The organism is Arsenicicoccus dermatophilus (genome assembly GCF_022568795.1).
Classification (GTDB): domain Bacteria; phylum Actinomycetota; class Actinomycetes; order Actinomycetales; family Dermatophilaceae; genus Arsenicicoccus; species Arsenicicoccus dermatophilus.
This window is the reverse complement of record NZ_JAKZHU010000001.1, coordinates 282212-297655: the sequence shown is the minus strand read 5'-3', so window position 1 is coordinate 297655 and position 15444 is coordinate 282212. Positions and strand designations below refer to the sequence as shown.

14 protein-coding genes are annotated in these 15444 nt (G+C 74.8%); 6 read left to right on the top strand and 8 right to left on the bottom strand.

What is annotated here, in order from left to right; all coding sequences use genetic code 11:
- Window positions 1-5 precede the first annotated feature (5 nt).
- A complete protein-coding gene (locus tag MM438_RS01385; protein ID WP_241449893.1) occupies window positions 6-1163 on the bottom strand; it encodes a toxic anion resistance protein in 1158 nt (385 codons plus the stop codon).
- 148 nt (window positions 1164-1311) lie between these two features.
- Between MM438_RS01385 and acs the strand changes: the two genes are divergently transcribed.
- Window positions 1312-3240 carry an acetate--CoA ligase gene (acs, locus tag MM438_RS01380; RefSeq protein ID WP_241449891.1) on the top strand — a complete coding sequence of 643 codons (1929 nt, stop codon included), beginning with the start codon at window positions 1312-1314 and terminating at the stop codon, window positions 3238-3240.
- A gap of 72 nt (window positions 3241-3312) precedes the next feature.
- On the opposite strand, the gene MM438_RS01375 is transcribed toward acs, so the two are convergent.
- A complete protein-coding gene (locus tag MM438_RS01375) occupies window positions 3313-4854 on the bottom strand; it encodes a hypothetical protein (RefSeq protein ID WP_241449889.1) in 1542 nt (513 codons plus the stop codon).
- A gap of 39 nt (window positions 4855-4893) precedes the next feature.
- Window positions 4894-5709 carry a glycerophosphodiester phosphodiesterase family protein gene (locus MM438_RS01370; protein ID WP_241449881.1) on the bottom strand — a complete coding sequence of 272 codons (816 nt, stop codon included), beginning with the start codon at window positions 5707-5709 and terminating at the stop codon, window positions 4894-4896.
- A gap of 209 nt (window positions 5710-5918) precedes the next feature.
- On the opposite strand from MM438_RS01370, the gene nhaA reads away from it, so the two are divergent.
- The 4 genes from nhaA (at window position 5919) to MM438_RS01350 (ending at window position 10106) form a co-directional block, all read left to right on the top strand.
- Complete coding sequence (gene nhaA / locus MM438_RS01365) at window positions 5919-7328, top strand: Na+/H+ antiporter NhaA (protein WP_241449879.1); 1410 nt, start codon at window positions 5919-5921, stop codon at window positions 7326-7328.
- Window positions 7325-8191 (top strand): YwiC-like family protein, encoded by an 867-nt coding sequence (locus MM438_RS01360; protein WP_241449877.1) that lies wholly within the window; start codon window positions 7325-7327, stop codon window positions 8189-8191. The genes nhaA and MM438_RS01360 overlap by 4 nt, the downstream gene beginning before the upstream one ends.
- Window positions 8192-8385: 194 nt before the next feature.
- A complete protein-coding gene (locus tag MM438_RS01355) occupies window positions 8386-9066 on the top strand; it encodes a phage holin family protein (RefSeq protein WP_241449875.1) in 681 nt (226 codons plus the stop codon).
- A 110-nt stretch (window positions 9067-9176) separates the two neighbouring features.
- The gene (locus MM438_RS01350) at window positions 9177-10106 is read left to right on the top strand and encodes an alpha/beta fold hydrolase (protein ID WP_241449873.1); all 930 of its coding nucleotides are present in this window, start codon (window positions 9177-9179) and stop codon (window positions 10104-10106) included.
- Between the two features lie 18 nt (window positions 10107-10124).
- On the opposite strand, the gene MM438_RS01345 is transcribed toward MM438_RS01350, so the two are convergent.
- From MM438_RS01345 to nth, 3 genes are read right to left on the bottom strand one after another with little or no spacing between them, the layout of a single operon-like run.
- Complete coding sequence (locus tag MM438_RS01345) at window positions 10125-11330, bottom strand: MarP family serine protease (RefSeq protein WP_241449855.1); 1206 nt, start codon at window positions 11328-11330, stop codon at window positions 10125-10127.
- A gap of 3 nt (window positions 11331-11333) precedes the next feature.
- The gene (locus MM438_RS01340; protein ID WP_241449841.1) at window positions 11334-11996 is read right to left on the bottom strand and encodes an NUDIX hydrolase; all 663 of its coding nucleotides are present in this window, start codon (window positions 11994-11996) and stop codon (window positions 11334-11336) included.
- Window positions 11993-12799, bottom strand: coding sequence for an endonuclease III (nth, locus tag MM438_RS01335; protein WP_241449832.1), 807 nt, complete (start codon window positions 12797-12799; stop codon window positions 11993-11995). Before nth ends, MM438_RS01340 begins: the two co-directional genes overlap by 4 nt.
- Window positions 12800-12945: 146 nt before the next feature.
- Here nth and MM438_RS01330 point away from each other — a divergent pair, with 146 nt between their 5' ends.
- The gene (locus MM438_RS01330) at window positions 12946-13623 is read left to right on the top strand and encodes a Crp/Fnr family transcriptional regulator (RefSeq protein WP_241449824.1); all 678 of its coding nucleotides are present in this window, start codon (window positions 12946-12948) and stop codon (window positions 13621-13623) included.
- A gap of 75 nt (window positions 13624-13698) precedes the next feature.
- Here MM438_RS01330 and MM438_RS01325 read toward each other — a convergent pair whose 3' ends face one another.
- On the bottom strand, window positions 13699-14517 hold the full coding sequence (locus MM438_RS01325) for an MBL fold metallo-hydrolase (protein ID WP_241449822.1): 819 nt from the start codon (window positions 14515-14517) through the stop codon (window positions 13699-13701).
- The gene (locus MM438_RS01320) at window positions 14514-15440 is read right to left on the bottom strand and encodes an NUDIX hydrolase (RefSeq protein WP_241449820.1); all 927 of its coding nucleotides are present in this window, start codon (window positions 15438-15440) and stop codon (window positions 14514-14516) included. The genes MM438_RS01325 and MM438_RS01320 overlap by 4 nt, the downstream gene beginning before the upstream one ends.
- Window positions 15441-15444: the final 4 nt, after the last annotated feature.

Below are 15444 nucleotides of genomic sequence, written 5' to 3'. Positions count from 1 at the left end.
GGCCGTCAGCCGTGCCGGGCGATGTCGCGCTCACCGCGCTGCTGGGCGGCCACGGTGTCGTCCAGCGCGGCATACACCTCGCCGAAGGCCTCCTTGAGCCGACCCACCGCGGCCTCCGGGGCCTCGCCCGACGCCGCCTGACGCACCTGCGCCGCCGAGCCGTCGAGCATCCCCGCAGACGCGCGGTCCGCGCCCGCCACCCGGTCGAGCACCAACCGCTGCCCCTGCAGCGCGTCGGACACCACGACCGCGGTCCGCAGCGCCGCCATCGTGGTCGTCGCGGCCCGGTCGATGCCGCCGACGAGGAGCTCGTTGTTGCTGCGCACCAGGTCCAGCGCCAGATAGCCCTGGACGCACACGGCGAGGTGGGTGAGCAGGTCCTGGCGCTTCTGCCGGACGGCGTGCAGGACCCGGTCGCGCAGCACCGCCGCGCGCCCCGGGTCGGTGGCGTCCAGGCCGGCGAGCGCCGCGGTGAGCTGGTCGTCGATGGCGCCGCACAGGACGACGTACTCCTGCAGCTGGCCCATGAACCGCCACAGGTTGGCCCGCTCGCCCGCGATGGCGGCGTTGTCCTTGCGCAGCTCGTCCTGCTGGGTGCGCAAGGCCAGGATCATCATCGTGATCCGGTCCTGGCTGGCGAGATAGCGCTCGAAGTAGTCCCGGACCCGGTCCCCCATCGGCAGCACCCCGAGCAGCTTGCGCGTCGGCCGGTCGAGCTGGGCAGGGTCGAGCTCCTCGACGACGCGGCGCAGCTGCACCAGCTGGTCGGCGGCGGCGCGCTCGGGGCCGCCCTGGGTGCGCTCGGCGGACGTGGAGCGGGCCTGCCGGTCCAGCATCCGACGGCTCAGCGCCGCCGACTCGGCGACCTCCCGGTCAGCCATCGTGCCGATGTCCCGCACCCGGGCGTCCAGGTCGGGCGAGTGCGGGTCGAGGGCCAGCACCTGCTGCACGAAGCCACCCGCGTTGGCGCGCAGAGCCTCCTGGACCTGCGGTGCCACGGGTATGTCGAGACGTCCCGCGCCGGCCGGCTCGGTCTGTCCGCCCGGCGGCGCGGCGGGACGGGGAGCGGGCCGGGCGTCGGGTCCGGCGGGCGGGGTGAGCGCGGCCGCGGCGGGGCCCTCGCCCTCTGGCGGGGTGAGCGGGGTCAGGTCGAGCGAGGACATCGGCGCCTCCCGAGAGCGTGCGTGGGCCCCCTGATCGTGGCACACGGGCCTGCGAGCACGGGATGCGACCAAGGGATGGGCGGTGGGTGGCGGGGGTGCGCCGTACGGGCTATGAAGGAGCCCCACGACGTCTCGAGGAGGAGCCCCCGTGAGCGACCAGACCTTTGCGCCCGACCCGGAGCTCACCGCGCAGGCCAACGGCCGGGCCGAGCTGTTCGACGCTGCGGCGGCCGACCACGAGGGCTTCTGGGCGGACCAGGCCCGGCGCTACGTCACCTGGAGCAAGGACTTCACCCAGGTCCTGGACTGGAGCGAGGCGCCGTTCGCGCGCTGGTTCGCCGACGGCGAGCTCAACGTGGCGTGGAACTGCGTGGACCGCCACGTCGAGGCGGGCCACGGCGACCGGGTCGCGATCCACGTCGAGGGCGCCGACGGCAGCCACGAGGCGATCACCTACGCCGACCTGCAGCGCCGGGTCTGCCAGGCGGCCAACGCGCTCACCGAGCTGGGCGTCGCCACCGGCGACCGAGTGGCGATCTACCTGCCGATGATCCCGGAGGCGATCGTCGCGATGCTCGCCTGCGCCCGGCTGGGCGCCCCGCACTCGGTGATCTTCGGCGGCTTCAGCGCCGACGCGATCCGCACCCGCGTCGCCGACGCCGAGGCGCGCGTCGTCATCACCGCCGACGGGCAGCTCCGCAAGGGCCGGGCGGTGCCGCTCAAGGCCGCCGTGGACCAGGCGGTCGCGGCCGAGGACTCCCCGGTCGAGCACGTCGTCGTGGTCCGGCGCACCGGCGGCGAGGTCACCTGGGGCGACCGCGACGTGTGGTGGCACGAGCTGGTCGAGCGCCAGGACGAGCAGCACGAGGCGCAGCCGATGCCGGCCGAGCACCCGCTGTTCATCCTCTACACCTCCGGCACCACCGGGAGGCCCAAGGGCATCCTGCACACCTCTGGGGGCTACCTCACGCAGGTGGCCTACACGAATGCCGTGGTCCACGACCTGCACCCGGAGACGGACGTCTACTGGTGCACCGCCGACATCGGCTGGGTGACCGGCCACTCCTACCTCGTCTACGGGCCCCTCGCCAACGGCGCGACCCAGGTCGTCTTCGAGGGCACGCCGGACCACCCGCACCAGGGCCGCTGGTGGGAGCTCGTCGAGAAGCACAAGGTGACGATCCTCTACACCGCCCCCACCGCCATCCGCACCTGCATGAAGTGGGGCGCGGACATCCCGGCGGGGTACGACCTGTCCTCGCTGCGCGTCCTCGGGTCCGTGGGCGAGCCGATCAACCCCGAGGCCTGGCTGTGGTACCGCACGAACATCGGCGGCGACCGCTGCCCGATCGTCGACACCTGGTGGCAGACCGAGACCGGAGCGATCATGATCAGCCCGATGCCGGGCCTGACCACCCTGGAGCCGGGCTCGGCGCAGCGCCCGATCCCCGGCATCAGCGCGGAGATCCTGGACGACCTGGGCGAGCCCTTCACCGACCCGGAGAAGGTCGGCTACCTGGTGCTGACCAAGCCCTGGCCGTCGATGCTGCGCGGCATCTGGGGCGACCCGGAGCGTTACCGCGACACCTACTGGAGCCGGTTCGGGGAGAAGTACTACTTCGCCGGGGACGGCGCGAAGTACGACGCCGACGGCAACATCTGGCTGCTCGGTCGCGTGGACGACGTGATGAACGTGTCCGGCCACCGGCTGTCCACCGCCGAGATCGAGTCGGCCCTGGTCTCCCACCCGTCCGTGGCCGAGGCCGCCGTGGTCGGCGCCGCCGACGAGACCACCGGCCAGGCGGTGTGCGCCTTCGTGATCCTGCGCGAGGGGGCCGAGCAGACCGACGGGACGAGCGAGGAGCTGCGCGCGCACGTGGCCCAGGAGATCAGCCCGATCGCCCGCCCCCGCTCGGTGATGATCGTCGCCGAGCTGCCCAAGACGCGGTCCGGCAAGATCATGCGGCGTCTGCTCAAGGACGTGGCGGAGGGCCGCGAGATCGGCGACGCGACCACCCTCACCGATACGTCGGTCATGGACTTCATCAAGCGGGGTATGGCGCAGCAACCGCGCTGACCCACCCCCACCACCAGGAGCACCTGGCGGTGGCCTGCGGCGCGTCGCGACCCCTGGGGCAGCTCGCGGGGGTCACCGTCGCGGCGGCGTCTGCTCGGGGGGCAGGAGTCGCACGGGGTGGCCGGCGACGCGCTCCATGGCGCCGTCGGCGGCGTCCCAGCGCAGGAGCAGCGCCTGGCTGCCGCGCTCGCCCGAGACCACGTGCAGCAGGAGGGTGTGGTCGTCCTCCCAGCCGACCACCTCGATGCCGCCGCCGGCCTGCATCGGCTGGTCGCCGCTCGCGTACCGGCGGGTCTGCCCGGTGGTGGTGTCCATGACCTGGAGGCCGCCGCCGGGAGTGTCCTGCCACCGGTAGCGCCCGCCCGGTCCCCGCCCGGCCTGCTGGTCCGCCGTGAGGCAGGGCAGGCCCGTGGCGAAGAGGTCGCGGCTGGTCACCTGCCGGGCGCAGTCCTCGTCCTGCCGCACCAGACGTCGGTGGGGGTCGCGCGGGTCCGCCACGAAGGAGCTGCTGGTGACCCCACCCACCGACCGAGCCGCAGGCTGCTGCGGCTGCCACCAGGCCCAGGAGGTGACCGGCTGGATCACGCCGCCGTCGCGCGGGGGCGCGGCAGGGGTGGCCGGCCCCGGCCGCCCGAGCAGCAGGCCCTCGTCGGTCCAGGCCACGAGCGTGGTGCCCTGGGGCACGTCCAGCGACGCCGTCTGCTGCGCGGTCCTGGCGTCCAGGACCCGCACCCGCCAGCGGGCCGGGGCTCCCGGGCGGGGCGCGTCGGCCGCGCTCACCGCGACGGCGGTGCCGTCCGGCCGGGCGACGAGGCCACCCACGTCGCCGAGGGCCAGCTCGTGCGGGGCGTCCTGCCCCAGCCACCACCACACCGAGGCGGTGCCGGGGGTCACGTCCTCGGGCCGGTCCGCAGGCGGGCTCGGCGGCGAGGTGAGGATCATCGAGATCCCCCCGTCGGGGCCCAGCCGGTCCAGCCACGGGGGCGTCCCGGAGCCGTCGGCGGTCGCGCCGAGGCGGTCGACGCGATCCGGCCGCACCAGGCGCACCTGGTCGCCCACCAGCTCCAGGCGCGGCGTCAGCGAGATCGGTCTCCCGAGCGGCAGCCGGAGGGCTGCGTCGTAGGGCGAGGCCGGCGACGGCCCGGGCCGGGGTCGGGCGGACGTGCGGGGCGGCGAGGAGACCGTCGGCCGAGGCGCCGCGTCCTGCCCCTGGATGGCTCGCACGCCACCCCAGACCCCCATGCCGAGCGTCAGCGCGGCCAGTCCACCCACGACCAGGCGACGGGTCCGCCGCTCGGACGCCACCCGGGCCCGCACGGACTGCGCGGTGGTCGCGGCGGCCGAGCTGCCACCCGCCCTGGCCCGGGACCACAGCAGAGCCAGCTCGTCGTCCGTCGGGACCGGCACGTCCTCCTCGCGGCACGCCCGCCGCAGCTCCCGGGCGACCGCCTGGCGCACCAGCTCCTCGTCGTCCCCCGCCCCCCGGCGGGCTCGGGCGACCCGGGCCAGCGACCGCTCGGTGACCGCGGTCCCGGGCGCCCCCGGCAGCACGGACCCCACGACGCGCTCCACGGCGCCGCCGTGCTCACCGACCACGCGGTCGAGGTCGTCCATGGCTGTCCCCTTCGTGCGCCCTGGCTCGGGCGCCCAGGGTCACAGGTTGCCCGAGAGTTCCTGCGGGTGTCCGTCGGACGCGCCGCGGGCCGACCCGGCCATCGGGGTCCAGTCGCCGCGGGCGACGAGGACCTCCCGGAGCAGGTCGGGGCGGTCGGAGATGACGCCGTCGACCCCGAGGGAGTAGAGCCGGTCCATGGCGACCGGGTCGTTGCAGGTCCAGGTGATGACCCGGACGCCGACGGAGTGCGCCAGGTGGACGACCTCCTCGACGAAGACCGGGACCCGCCCGAGCCGGATCGGCACGTGGGCGAAGTCCGCCGACGCGATCCACCGCGGCACCGGGACGCCGGCCCGGGAGCAGGCGATGAGCGTGGTCAGCGAGCGCCAACCCAGGGAGGTCGACACGCCAGGCACCTCGGCCCGCACCTGGCGCAGCCAGCCGTCCCACGCGCCCGCGACGCAGACCCGCTCGCGGTAGCGGCGCTGCCGCAGCACCTGGACCAGCGGCCCGATCGCGGCGGCGTCCTTGAGGTCGATGGAGAAGCACGCCTCGGGGAAGATCTCCAGGGCCTCGACCAGGGTCGGTATGCCGCCCTGCCCGCAGACGCGGAGCCGGCGCGCCTGCGCCAGGGTCAGCCGGTTGACGGGCCCGGTGCCGTCGGTGACCCGGTCCACCGTCTCGTCGTGGAAGCACACGATCTCGCCGTCCGCGGTGAGCCGGATGTCGGACTCCAGATAACGGACGCCGAGCGCCACCGACCTCTCGAAGGCCGCGAGGGTGTTCTCGGGTGCGAGCTGGGCCCCACCCCGGTGGGCCAGCGCGAGGGGGCCAGGACCGTCGCCATACGCCATGACCCCATGCTCCCCGCCGCACCGGGCGGACGGAGGGCGCGTGCCCGAAGCCGCATCGGTGTTCACCCAGGTTTCGCAGCCAGGTCATGCCCGGGCCCTCCGCGCTCGGCGGGCCCTCCACCTGGTACTCCGGTAGAATCAGACCCTGGTGTGCCGGGAAGTCTGGTCGGCGATCCCCTTGTCGACCCCGCTCCCGAGAGTGAGTCCGTATGCCGCTGTCCGACCAGCCCGAGACCCCCACCCCGCACGTCTCCCACCCCGACTCGTCCTCCCGGCCCCGACGCGCCCCGCAGGTCCCGGCCCAGCGCCCCGCCCTGCGGCACGAGCACCCGCGACTGTTCTCCCGGGGCAGCTGGCGCGAGGCCCAACGGATCGCCGCTGCCCTGCGCACCGAGACCGTCGGCGGCGCCCTGCTGCTCACCGCCGCGCTGGCCGCGCTGGTCTGGGCCAACTCGCCCTGGCGCGAGGCCTATGCCAGCCTGCGGGACCGGCACCTGGCCGTGCCGGGTATCGGGCTGGACCTGTCCCTCGGCCACTGGGCCGCCGACGGGCTGCTCGCGATCTTCTTCTTCGTCGCGGGGGTCGAGCTCAAGCACGAGTTCACCGAGGGCGACCTGTCCGACCGCCGACGGGCCGCCGTCCCCGTGGCTGCCGCGTGCGCCGGGGTGGCGCTGCCCGCACTGATCTTCACCGGGACCGCGCTCCTGCACGGCGGCGACGCCGCGGTGCTGCGCGGGTGGGCGATCCCCACCGCGACCGACATCGCCTTCGCGCTCGCGGTGCTGGCCGTGATCGGCACCCACCTGCCGTCGGCCCTGCGGTCCTTCCTGCTGACCCTGGCGGTCGTGGACGACCTGATCGCCATCACCATCATCGCGGTCGCCTATACCTCCTCCCTGCAGATGGTCCCCCTGGCCCTCGCCCTCGTGCCGCTGGGCGCCTTCGCCCTCGCGACCCGCCGCGGCTGGACCTCCCCCTGGATCCTCATCCCGCTCGCGGTCCTCACCTGGGGCCTGGTGCACGGCTCCGGCATCCACGCCACCGTGGCCGGCGTCCTGCTCGGCCTGGTCACCCCGGTCGACGTGGGCGGGCGGCTGGAGCACGTGGTCCGGCCGGTCTCGGCGGGCTTCGCCGTGCCGCTGTTCGCGTTCTTCGCGGCCGGGGTGACCGTCGGCGGCGGAGGTCTCGGCGAGGCCGTGCGCGACCCGGCCGCCCAGGGCGTGGTGCTGGCCCTCGTCCTCGGCAAGCTGCTCGGCATCTTCGGCGCGACCTGGCTGCTGGCCCGCTTCACCAGGGCCGAGCTCGACAGCGACATCACCTGGTCCGACCTGCTCGGCCTGTCCCTGCTCGCCGGGATCGGCTTCACCGTGTCCCTGCTGGTCGGCGAGCTGGCCTATGGCACGGGCTCCCCGCGCGACGACCACGTCAAGCTCGCCGTGCTCCTCGGGTCCCTGCTCTCGGCCCTCCTCGCCGGGGTCGTGCTGCGCCGCCGCAACCGGCACTACCGCGAGGTCGAGGCCCGGGAGAGCTCCGACGAGGACCAGGACGGCGTCCCGGACGTCTACCAGACCGACGGGTCGCACCTGGTGACCCCGCGGCCGACCGGACCCGCCGCGTGAGTCCCCGCGGCGGCCGGCGGCGCTCCCCCGGCTGGGTGCCGCAGCAGCACGGCGCCTGGGCGATGCTCCTGGTCCCCGCCGCCACGGGCAGCACCGTGCTCGTCCGCGACCACGGCTGGCGGTGGGCGGCGCTGCCCGTCCTCGCCATCACGCTGGTCGGCTACCTGCTGCTCAACGCCACGACCTTGTGGCTCAAGTCCCGACGCAAGGCCCGTTATCTGCCGCCCGTGCGCGCTTATGCCGCCGCCACGGCGGTCCTCGGCCTGGTCACGCTGCTGCTCGCCCCCGCCCTGGCCGGGTGGCTCGCCCTCGCGGCGCCCCTCGTCGGGGTCGCCCTGCTCCTCGCCGCACGACGCCAGGACCGGGCCCTGGCCAGCGGCCTGGTCACCGTGACCACGGCCTGCCTGGTCACCCCGGTCCTGTGGAGCGCCGGCCTGGCCGGCCGTGCTCCGCTGGGCGCCCTCACGGCCGTCGGCGACGCGGTGCGGGATCCGGGCCTGCGGCGCGCCACCGGTGTGCTCGCCCTCACGACCGTGGCCCAGCTGGCGTACTTCGTCGGGACCGTGGCCTACGTCAAGACGATGATCCGCGAGCGCGGCGACCGGGGCTGGCTCGTCGGGTCGGTGGCCTACCACGCGGTGTGCACGGTCGCGCTGCTGGCGGCGGCGCTCCTCGGCCTGCCCTCGCTGGTGCACCCGCTCGCCCGCTGGGGCCTGGTCGCGCTGCTGGGGCTCGCCACGGCGCGGGCGGCCCTGATGCCGCTGCTGGGCGCGCGTCCGGGACGCACGATCACCCCGATGCAGGTGGGTCTGCTGGAGCTCGGGTTCAGCGCGACGCTGCTGGCCTGCTGCCTGGCCCTGTGACCTCATGTGTCCCCCGCGATCCGTGAGATCACGATGCAGACACCCGCGGCGGGTATCACGGCTGGTGGACCAGCCCGTGGGTATGGTTTCCGGTGAATGTGTGCATGACAGGGTCAGAGCCTGACCTGACGGCGAGTGGCGAACCGGGTATCGGTCGCACCGGCGTCACCGAGCCCACCAGAGGAGCTATCTCCATGTCGACGTCCTACAACGAGCAGGAGCACGAGGCCCGCCGCGCCGTCCGCGACCAGGAGGCCCGGTCCTACGCCGATACCCACCCGACCACCGCGCGCACCATCGGTCAGCTCGTCGCCGATGCCACGCAGGACGTCTCGAGCATCATCCGCAACGAGATCCAGCTGGCCAAGTCGGAGATGAAGACCGACGTCACCAAGGCCGGCAAGGGCATCGCGATGTTCGCCGTCGCCGGCGTCATGGCCTTCCTGGGCCTGATCTTCCTGCTCCACACCCTCGCCTGGGCGCTCATCGGGCTGGGTCTGGCCGCGTGGCTGGCCTACCTCGTCGTGACGCTCATCCTGTTCGCCGTCGCCGGCGCGCTCGCCATGGTGGGCAAGAAGTCGCTGACCAAGCTCAACGTCAAGCCCGAGCGCACCATCCGCAACGCGCAGGAGACGGTGCAGGCGCTCAAGCCCGCCAAGCCCGCCCCGACCGGTGCGGGCACCAACCCGGCGGCCTACACCGGCACCACGCACGCCACGGCTGCGAGCTCGACGACCTACGGCACCGACGGCGGCAGCGTCACCGCCTACGGCGCCCACGCCGACGACACCCAGGTCTACGACTCCCGCTCCCACGAGACGGTGACCTACGACGCCACCGGCCAGGACGGCGGCGCCCACCGCACCGACGTCTGATCCTGACCTCTGCCGAAGGGCCGACCCCAGCACGGGGCCGGCCCTTCGCCGTCGCCGGGGCTCCGCGGACCGCGACCCGGATCCCCGGCCGTCCTGACAGGATGATCCCGATGACCGACGGCACCATGCGCGACGCCGCCAGCACCCTCGTGGAGGGTCCCTGGCGGCATCGTTTCGTGTCGGCCAACGGCGCCCGCTTCCACGTGGCGGAGCTCGGGGCCGGTCCCCTCGTGGTGCTGCTCCACGACTTCCCGGAGTTCTGGTGGGCCTGGCGGCACCAGGTCGTCCCCCTCGCCGAGGCCGGGTGGCGGGTCGCGGTGCTGGACCTGCGCGGCTTCGGCGCCAGCGACAAGCCACCCGTGGGCTACGACACCTTCACCTCCGCCTCCGACGTGGCCTGCGTGGTCCGCTCGTTGGGCGAGGACTCGGCCGCCGTCGTCGGCCAGGGGCTCGGCGCCTGGATCGCCTGGGCCATGCCCTCCCTGGAGCCGGAGGTCACGCGCGCAGTCGTCGCCCTCGGCTGCCCCCACCCGCTGGCGTTGCGGGCCGCGTCGCTGACCCTGCCCACCCAGATCCAGGCCGGGCGGACCTTCGCGGGCCTGCAGCGGCCCTTCGTCCCGGAGCGTCAGATGAGCGACCCCGCGTCCGGCTACGTCGCCCGGGTGCTGTCCGAGTGGTCCGCGCCGGGCGCGACCTGGCTGTCCCCCGACATCAGCCGGCGGTATGCCGACCAGATGGCCCTGCCCTTCGTGGCCCACTCGGCCGCCGAGTACTACCGCTGGATGGCGCGCTCGCAGCTGTGGATCTCCGGGCAGCGGTGGGCCCGGGCCCTGCGCCGCCCGATCCAGGTGCCGGTGCTGCACCTGCACGGCGCCGAGGACCGCGCGGTGCTCCCGGCGACGATCGGGGGTTCGGCCCGGCACACGGCTGCCGGGCTGGACGCGCACGTCCTGCCGGGAGCGGGTCACTTCCTGGCCGAGGAGGCCCCCGAGCAGGTCACCGCCCACCTGGTGAGCTGGCTGGCGGGGCACGCCCGCTGATCCCTCGGCGGTGCCTCGTCAGCGGGTGGTGCAGACGCCGGTGTCGACCGGCCGGTGCGCCGTGACCGCGGCCGCCACGACCGCACGGGTGGCCGAGGAGGTCAGCGCGTAGCCGGTGCTCGGGTCGTCCACCGAGGTGGCGAAGACCGTTCCCGCGACCGCGCCGTCGGTGGTCAGCAGCGGGCCGCCGGAGTTGCCGGGGCGCACCGCGGCATACACCGAGTAGACCTGGCGGACCACCCCGGACCGGCCGTAGATGTCCGACCCGCTGGCCGCCATCACCGAGCGGACGCGCCCCGCCCCGAGGCGGTAAGGGCCGCCGCCGGGGAATCCCGCCACCACGACCGAGCGCCGGGCCGGCAGGGCGGGCGCGGTCGACAACGGCGGGGCGGGCAGGCCCGGCACGGCCAGGACGGCGAGGTCCAGCTTGGGGTCGAAGGCCACGACGGTGGCGAGGTAGCGCCGACCGGTGCCGCCGATCCGCACCCGCACCCGGTCGGTGCCGGCGACGACGTGGGCGTTGGTGACGACCCGCTCGGGGGCCGACACCCACCCGCTGCCGTCCTGCTCCCGGCGGCAGTCGACGGCGTCGCCGACCACCTGGACGACCGATCGGGCGGCGGCGATCACCCCCGGGGTCCGGACGACGCGGGGGTCGGGCGGCTCGGCCGACACGATGGGCTCCGCCGCGATCCCGTCGAAGACGCGCGGGAACTCCGTCGCCTCCAGCTGCTGCCGGAAGCCCGTGAAGGCCCGGCTGGCCGCCGGGGGCATGACCTCGTCGATCGTGCGCAGCACCCGTGAGGCCGCGACCGTGCGGGCGATCTCGCCGGGGGCGGCCACGCGCAGGGCGTCACCCGCGAACCACACGAGGCCGGCCACGACGACGAGGGCCGCCACCGCCCCGGCCAGGGCGTCCACGAGCTGCGCGGGGCGCAGCCGCACCCGGTCCCGGACCATCGAGCCGAGCACGGACATGGCGACCTGGCCCACCGAGCCGAGCAGGAGCACCCCCAGCGACAGCGTGCCGATGCGCAGCGGGACGCTGTCGTGCAGCGCACCGACATGACCGAGCAGCGGGGGCAGGGCCCACATCCCCACCACCGCGCCGAGGAGGAAGCCGAAGGTCGCGCTGGCGGACAGCACCAGACCGCTGCGCCACCCGGCGACGGCGGTGAGCACGAGGAGCAGGACGACGAGCGCGTCCAGGACGAGCGGGTCCACCGGTCAGCCCCACATCCGCTCGGGCAGCGGCTCGTGGCGGGTCCGGTCCCAGGGCCGGTCCAGCCCGGCCAGCGACAGCAGCTGGGTGAGCACCCCTGCGGTGAAGCCCCAGACGAGGAGCCCGTCGACCGCGAAGGCCGGGCCCCGGTAGCCGCTGGGGTGGGTGACGGTGAACCGGTTGGCAGGGTCGACCAGCTCGTCGAGGGGTGCGCGCAGCACCGCGGCCACCTCGCCGGGGTCGACCGCCGCGACCGGGTGCGGGTCGCGCCACCAGGCCACGACCGGGGTGACGCCGAAGTCGCGGTGCGGCATGTAGAGCTCGGGGACGCTGGCGAGCACCTCCACCGTCTCCGGGCGGAGGCCGACCTCCTCGTGGGACTCGCGCAGCGCGGCCGCGACCACGTCCTCGCCGGGCTCCAGCGAGCCGCCCGGGAAGGACACCTGCCCGGCATAGGAGCGCATCGTGTGGGCGCGCTCGGTGAGCAGCACGTCCTGGCGCGCGGGGTCGTCGGCGCGGGGCCCGACGAGCACGAGCACGCCGGCCCGGCGTCCGGCACCGGCCTCGGGCGGCAGGAAGCGGGAGTAGTAGGACGGCGGCGTCGCACCCATCCGGTCCACCAGGTGGTCGAGCCAGGGCGGTCGCGGCGCCGAGGGCTCTGCGCTCACCCGGTCACCTCGGCCCAGCGGGCGGCGAGCCCGGAGGGGGTGGCACCGAGCCGCTCGGGCCACGGGGCCCCCTCGGCCAGCTCGTACTTCGCGAGCCGGCGAGCCTTGGCCGGGTCGGTCTCGCCCTCGCCGTATGCCGGGCACAGCGCGGCGATCGGGCACACCCCGCACGCGGGCTTGCGGGCGTGGCACAGCCGCCTGCCGTGGTAGATGAGGACGTGCGAGAGCATCGTCCACTCCTTGCGCGGGATGAGTGCGGCGACCTCGTGCTCGACCTTGACCGGGTCGTCCTCCCCGGTCCACCCCAGGCGTCGCGCGAGTCGCCCGAAGTGGGTGTCGACCGTGATCCCGGGGACCCCGAAGGCGTTGCCCAGCACGACGTTCGCGGTCTTGCGCCCGACGCCCGGCAGGGTCACGAGGTCCTTGAGCCGCTCGGGGACCTGACCGTCGTACCGCTCGACCAGGGCCTGCCCGAGCTTGATCAGGGAGTCGGTCTTGGCGCGGTAGAAGCCGGTCGGGCGGATCAGCTCCTCCAGCTCGGCCCGGTCGGCCTCGGCGTAGGCCCGGGCCGTCGGGTAGCGGCGGAAGACCTCCGGGGTGACCTTGTTGACGCCCACGTCGGTGGTCTGGGCGGAGAGCACGGTCGCCACCAGCAGCTCAAGCGGCGTGGTGAAGTCCAGCTCGCAGATCGCGTAGGGATAGGTCTCGACCAGCTCGCGGTAGGTCCGGCGGGCACGACGGGTCAGTGCCAGCGGCGTCTCCCCGGTCGGGGTCGGACTCGGGGCGGTCTCCTGGGTGGGCACCGGGTCAGGCTACTCGTCCCGTCCGGGAGACTTCTGTGCGTGCAGCAGTCCGATCCGTCCGCGCCCCAGGCTGATCCGCGCAGGGCATCAGGCCCGTCCGTCGGGGTCAACGGGCACCGGACGTGACAGATGGCACAATGGCGGCCGTGGACAACGACGTGGTGAGAAGGTCTCCGCTGTTCGCGGCCCTCGATGACGAGGCCGCCGGCGCCCTTCAGGCTCAGATGACCCCCGTGCACCTCGACCGAGGGGAGGTCCTGTTCCACGAGGGAGCGCAGGGCGATGCCCTCTACATCATCCGTGACGGCAAGGTGAAGCTCGGTCGCACCTCCGGCGACGGACGCGAGAACCTCTTCGCCGTCCTCGGGCCTGGTGAGATGTTCGGCGAGCTGTCGCTGTTCGACCCGGGCCCGCGCACCCTGACCGCCACCGCGGTCGCCGAGACCGAGCTCGTCGGTCTGCGCCACGACAGCCTGCGCGGCTGGCTGCAGGGCCGCCCCGAGGTCTCGATGACCTTGCTCGCCGCCCTGGCCCGGCGCCTGCGCCGCACCAACGAGTCGCTGGCCGACATGGTCTTCACCGACGTCCCGGGCCGCGTGGCCAAGGCACTGGTCGACCTCTCCCGACGCTTCGGGCGCCCTTGCGAGGACGGGGTGCTCGTCGCCCACGACCTCACCCAGGAGGAGCTGGCCCAGCTGGTCGGTGCCTCCCGCGAGACCGTCAACAAGTCCCTCGCCGACTTCGCGAGCCGGGGCTGGATCCGGCTCGAGGCGCGCGCCGTCGTGCTGATCGACATGGAGCGGCTCTACCGTCGCGCCCGCTGACGGGACCGCCGGCTGCCCCGAGTCACGCCTGAGGGCCCCGCCGGAGCAGGTCGGGCCGGGCAGCCCGGCTCGAGGTCAGGTCCCGGCCGCCAGGTGGTGCAGCTGGGCCAGGACGCTGAGGCGGGCCGCCGGCCACAGCTCGCGCGGCACCTCGGCATAGACCCGCTCGACCACCTCGTCGGCCGTGGTGTCCCCGGCGGCCAGCGCCGCCCGCACCTGGTCGAGCCGCTCGCGCCGATGGTGCAGGTAGTACGCGACTGCCTGCTCGGCCGCCGTCACGGTCGGTCCGTGCCCGGGAAGGATCCGGGTGACCTCTCCCGAGCCGGTGAGCCGGTGCAGCCGCTCCAGCGAGGTGAGGTAGTCCCCGAGCACGCCGTCGGGGTGGGCGACCACGGTGGTCCCGCGGCCCAGGAGGGTGTCGCCCGTCAGGACCGCGGCGTCGGCCGGCAGGACGAAGGAGATCGAGTCCGCGGTGTGTCCCGGCGTGGCGAGGACCACCACCTCCAGGGCACCGACCCGCAGGTGGTCCCCCTCGTGCAGGTCCTCGCGCCCGTCGCCGATCGCCAGCACGCGGGTGCCGGCGAGCTCGGCGAACCGCCCTGCCCCCTCGGCGTGGTCGGGGTGGCCGTGGGTGAGCAGGGTGTGGGTGACCCGCCGTCCGGCCGCGGTCGCGGCGGCGAGCACCGCCCGCAGGTGGGCCTCGTCCAGGGGCCCCGGGTCGACGACCGCGACGGCGTCGTCCTCGGGCTCGGCGAGCAGCCAGGTGTTGGTGCCGTCCAGGGTCATCGGGCTCGGGTTGGGGGCGAGCACGCACGTCGCGCGTGGCGTCACGGCTCCCCCGTGCCACTCCCCCAGGGCCGCGGTGGGCTCGGGGGGCCGGCCGGGGGCCGTCATACCTGCTCCGGCCGTATGCCGGCTGCCCGGAGCGGCACGGGCTCGGTGGTCGCGTCGCCTCGGGCGGTGGCCGGGACCGGGGCGCGGAGCACCACGACGCCGGGCTCGACCTCGACCAGCTCGGGCGAGATCGCCCAGACCTCGGGCTGCTCGGCCACCAGGGCGGCGGCGCCGGTGGCCTCGGCGAGCTGCTCGACGGCGACGATGGTGGGGGGCAGCATCAGGACGCGGCCCCGCTCGAGGCGGGCGAGCAGGTCGGCGGGTCGGCACCAGCCGGCGCTGTCGGCCTCGGTGGTGCGGTCGTCGGGGTGCTGCCCGGTGGGCAGGAGCGCGGCGAAGAAGGCCGTGTCGTAGCGCCGCGGCTCGAAGGCCGGGGTGATCCAGTGGGCGCGGTAGGCGAGCAGGTCCGAGCGCAGCACGAGCCCGCGGCGCAGCAGCAGGTCGGTGAGGCTGAGCTCGCGGGCCTCGAGGGCGACCCGGTCGGCGTGCCAGTCGGGGGTGGCGAGGTCGCGGACGACGTCGTCGGGGCCGGCGCCGGCGAGCAGCACCCCGCACTCCTCGAAGACCTCGCGCACGGCGGCGACGACGAGCTGCTGGGCGACGGCGGCGGGCCGGCCCATGCGCTCGGCCCACTGCTGCGGGGTGGGTCCGGCCCAGTGGTCGCGGGCGAGGGCCTCGTCGGCGTCGCGAGGGTCGACCCCGCCGCCGGGGAAGACCATCGTCCGGGGCGCGAACTCCATCGTCGCGACGCGGCGCAGCATGAAGACCTCGACGCCGGCGCCGTCCTCGGCGTCGCGGACGAGCTGGACGGTGGCGGCGTGCCGCACCGGGCGCTCGGCGCGGACCTCGGGGTCGCCGTCGAGCCACCGTCGGGCGCGCTCACCGAGCCCGCCCGACGGGAAGTCCCGCTCGACGCGGGTCATCGGG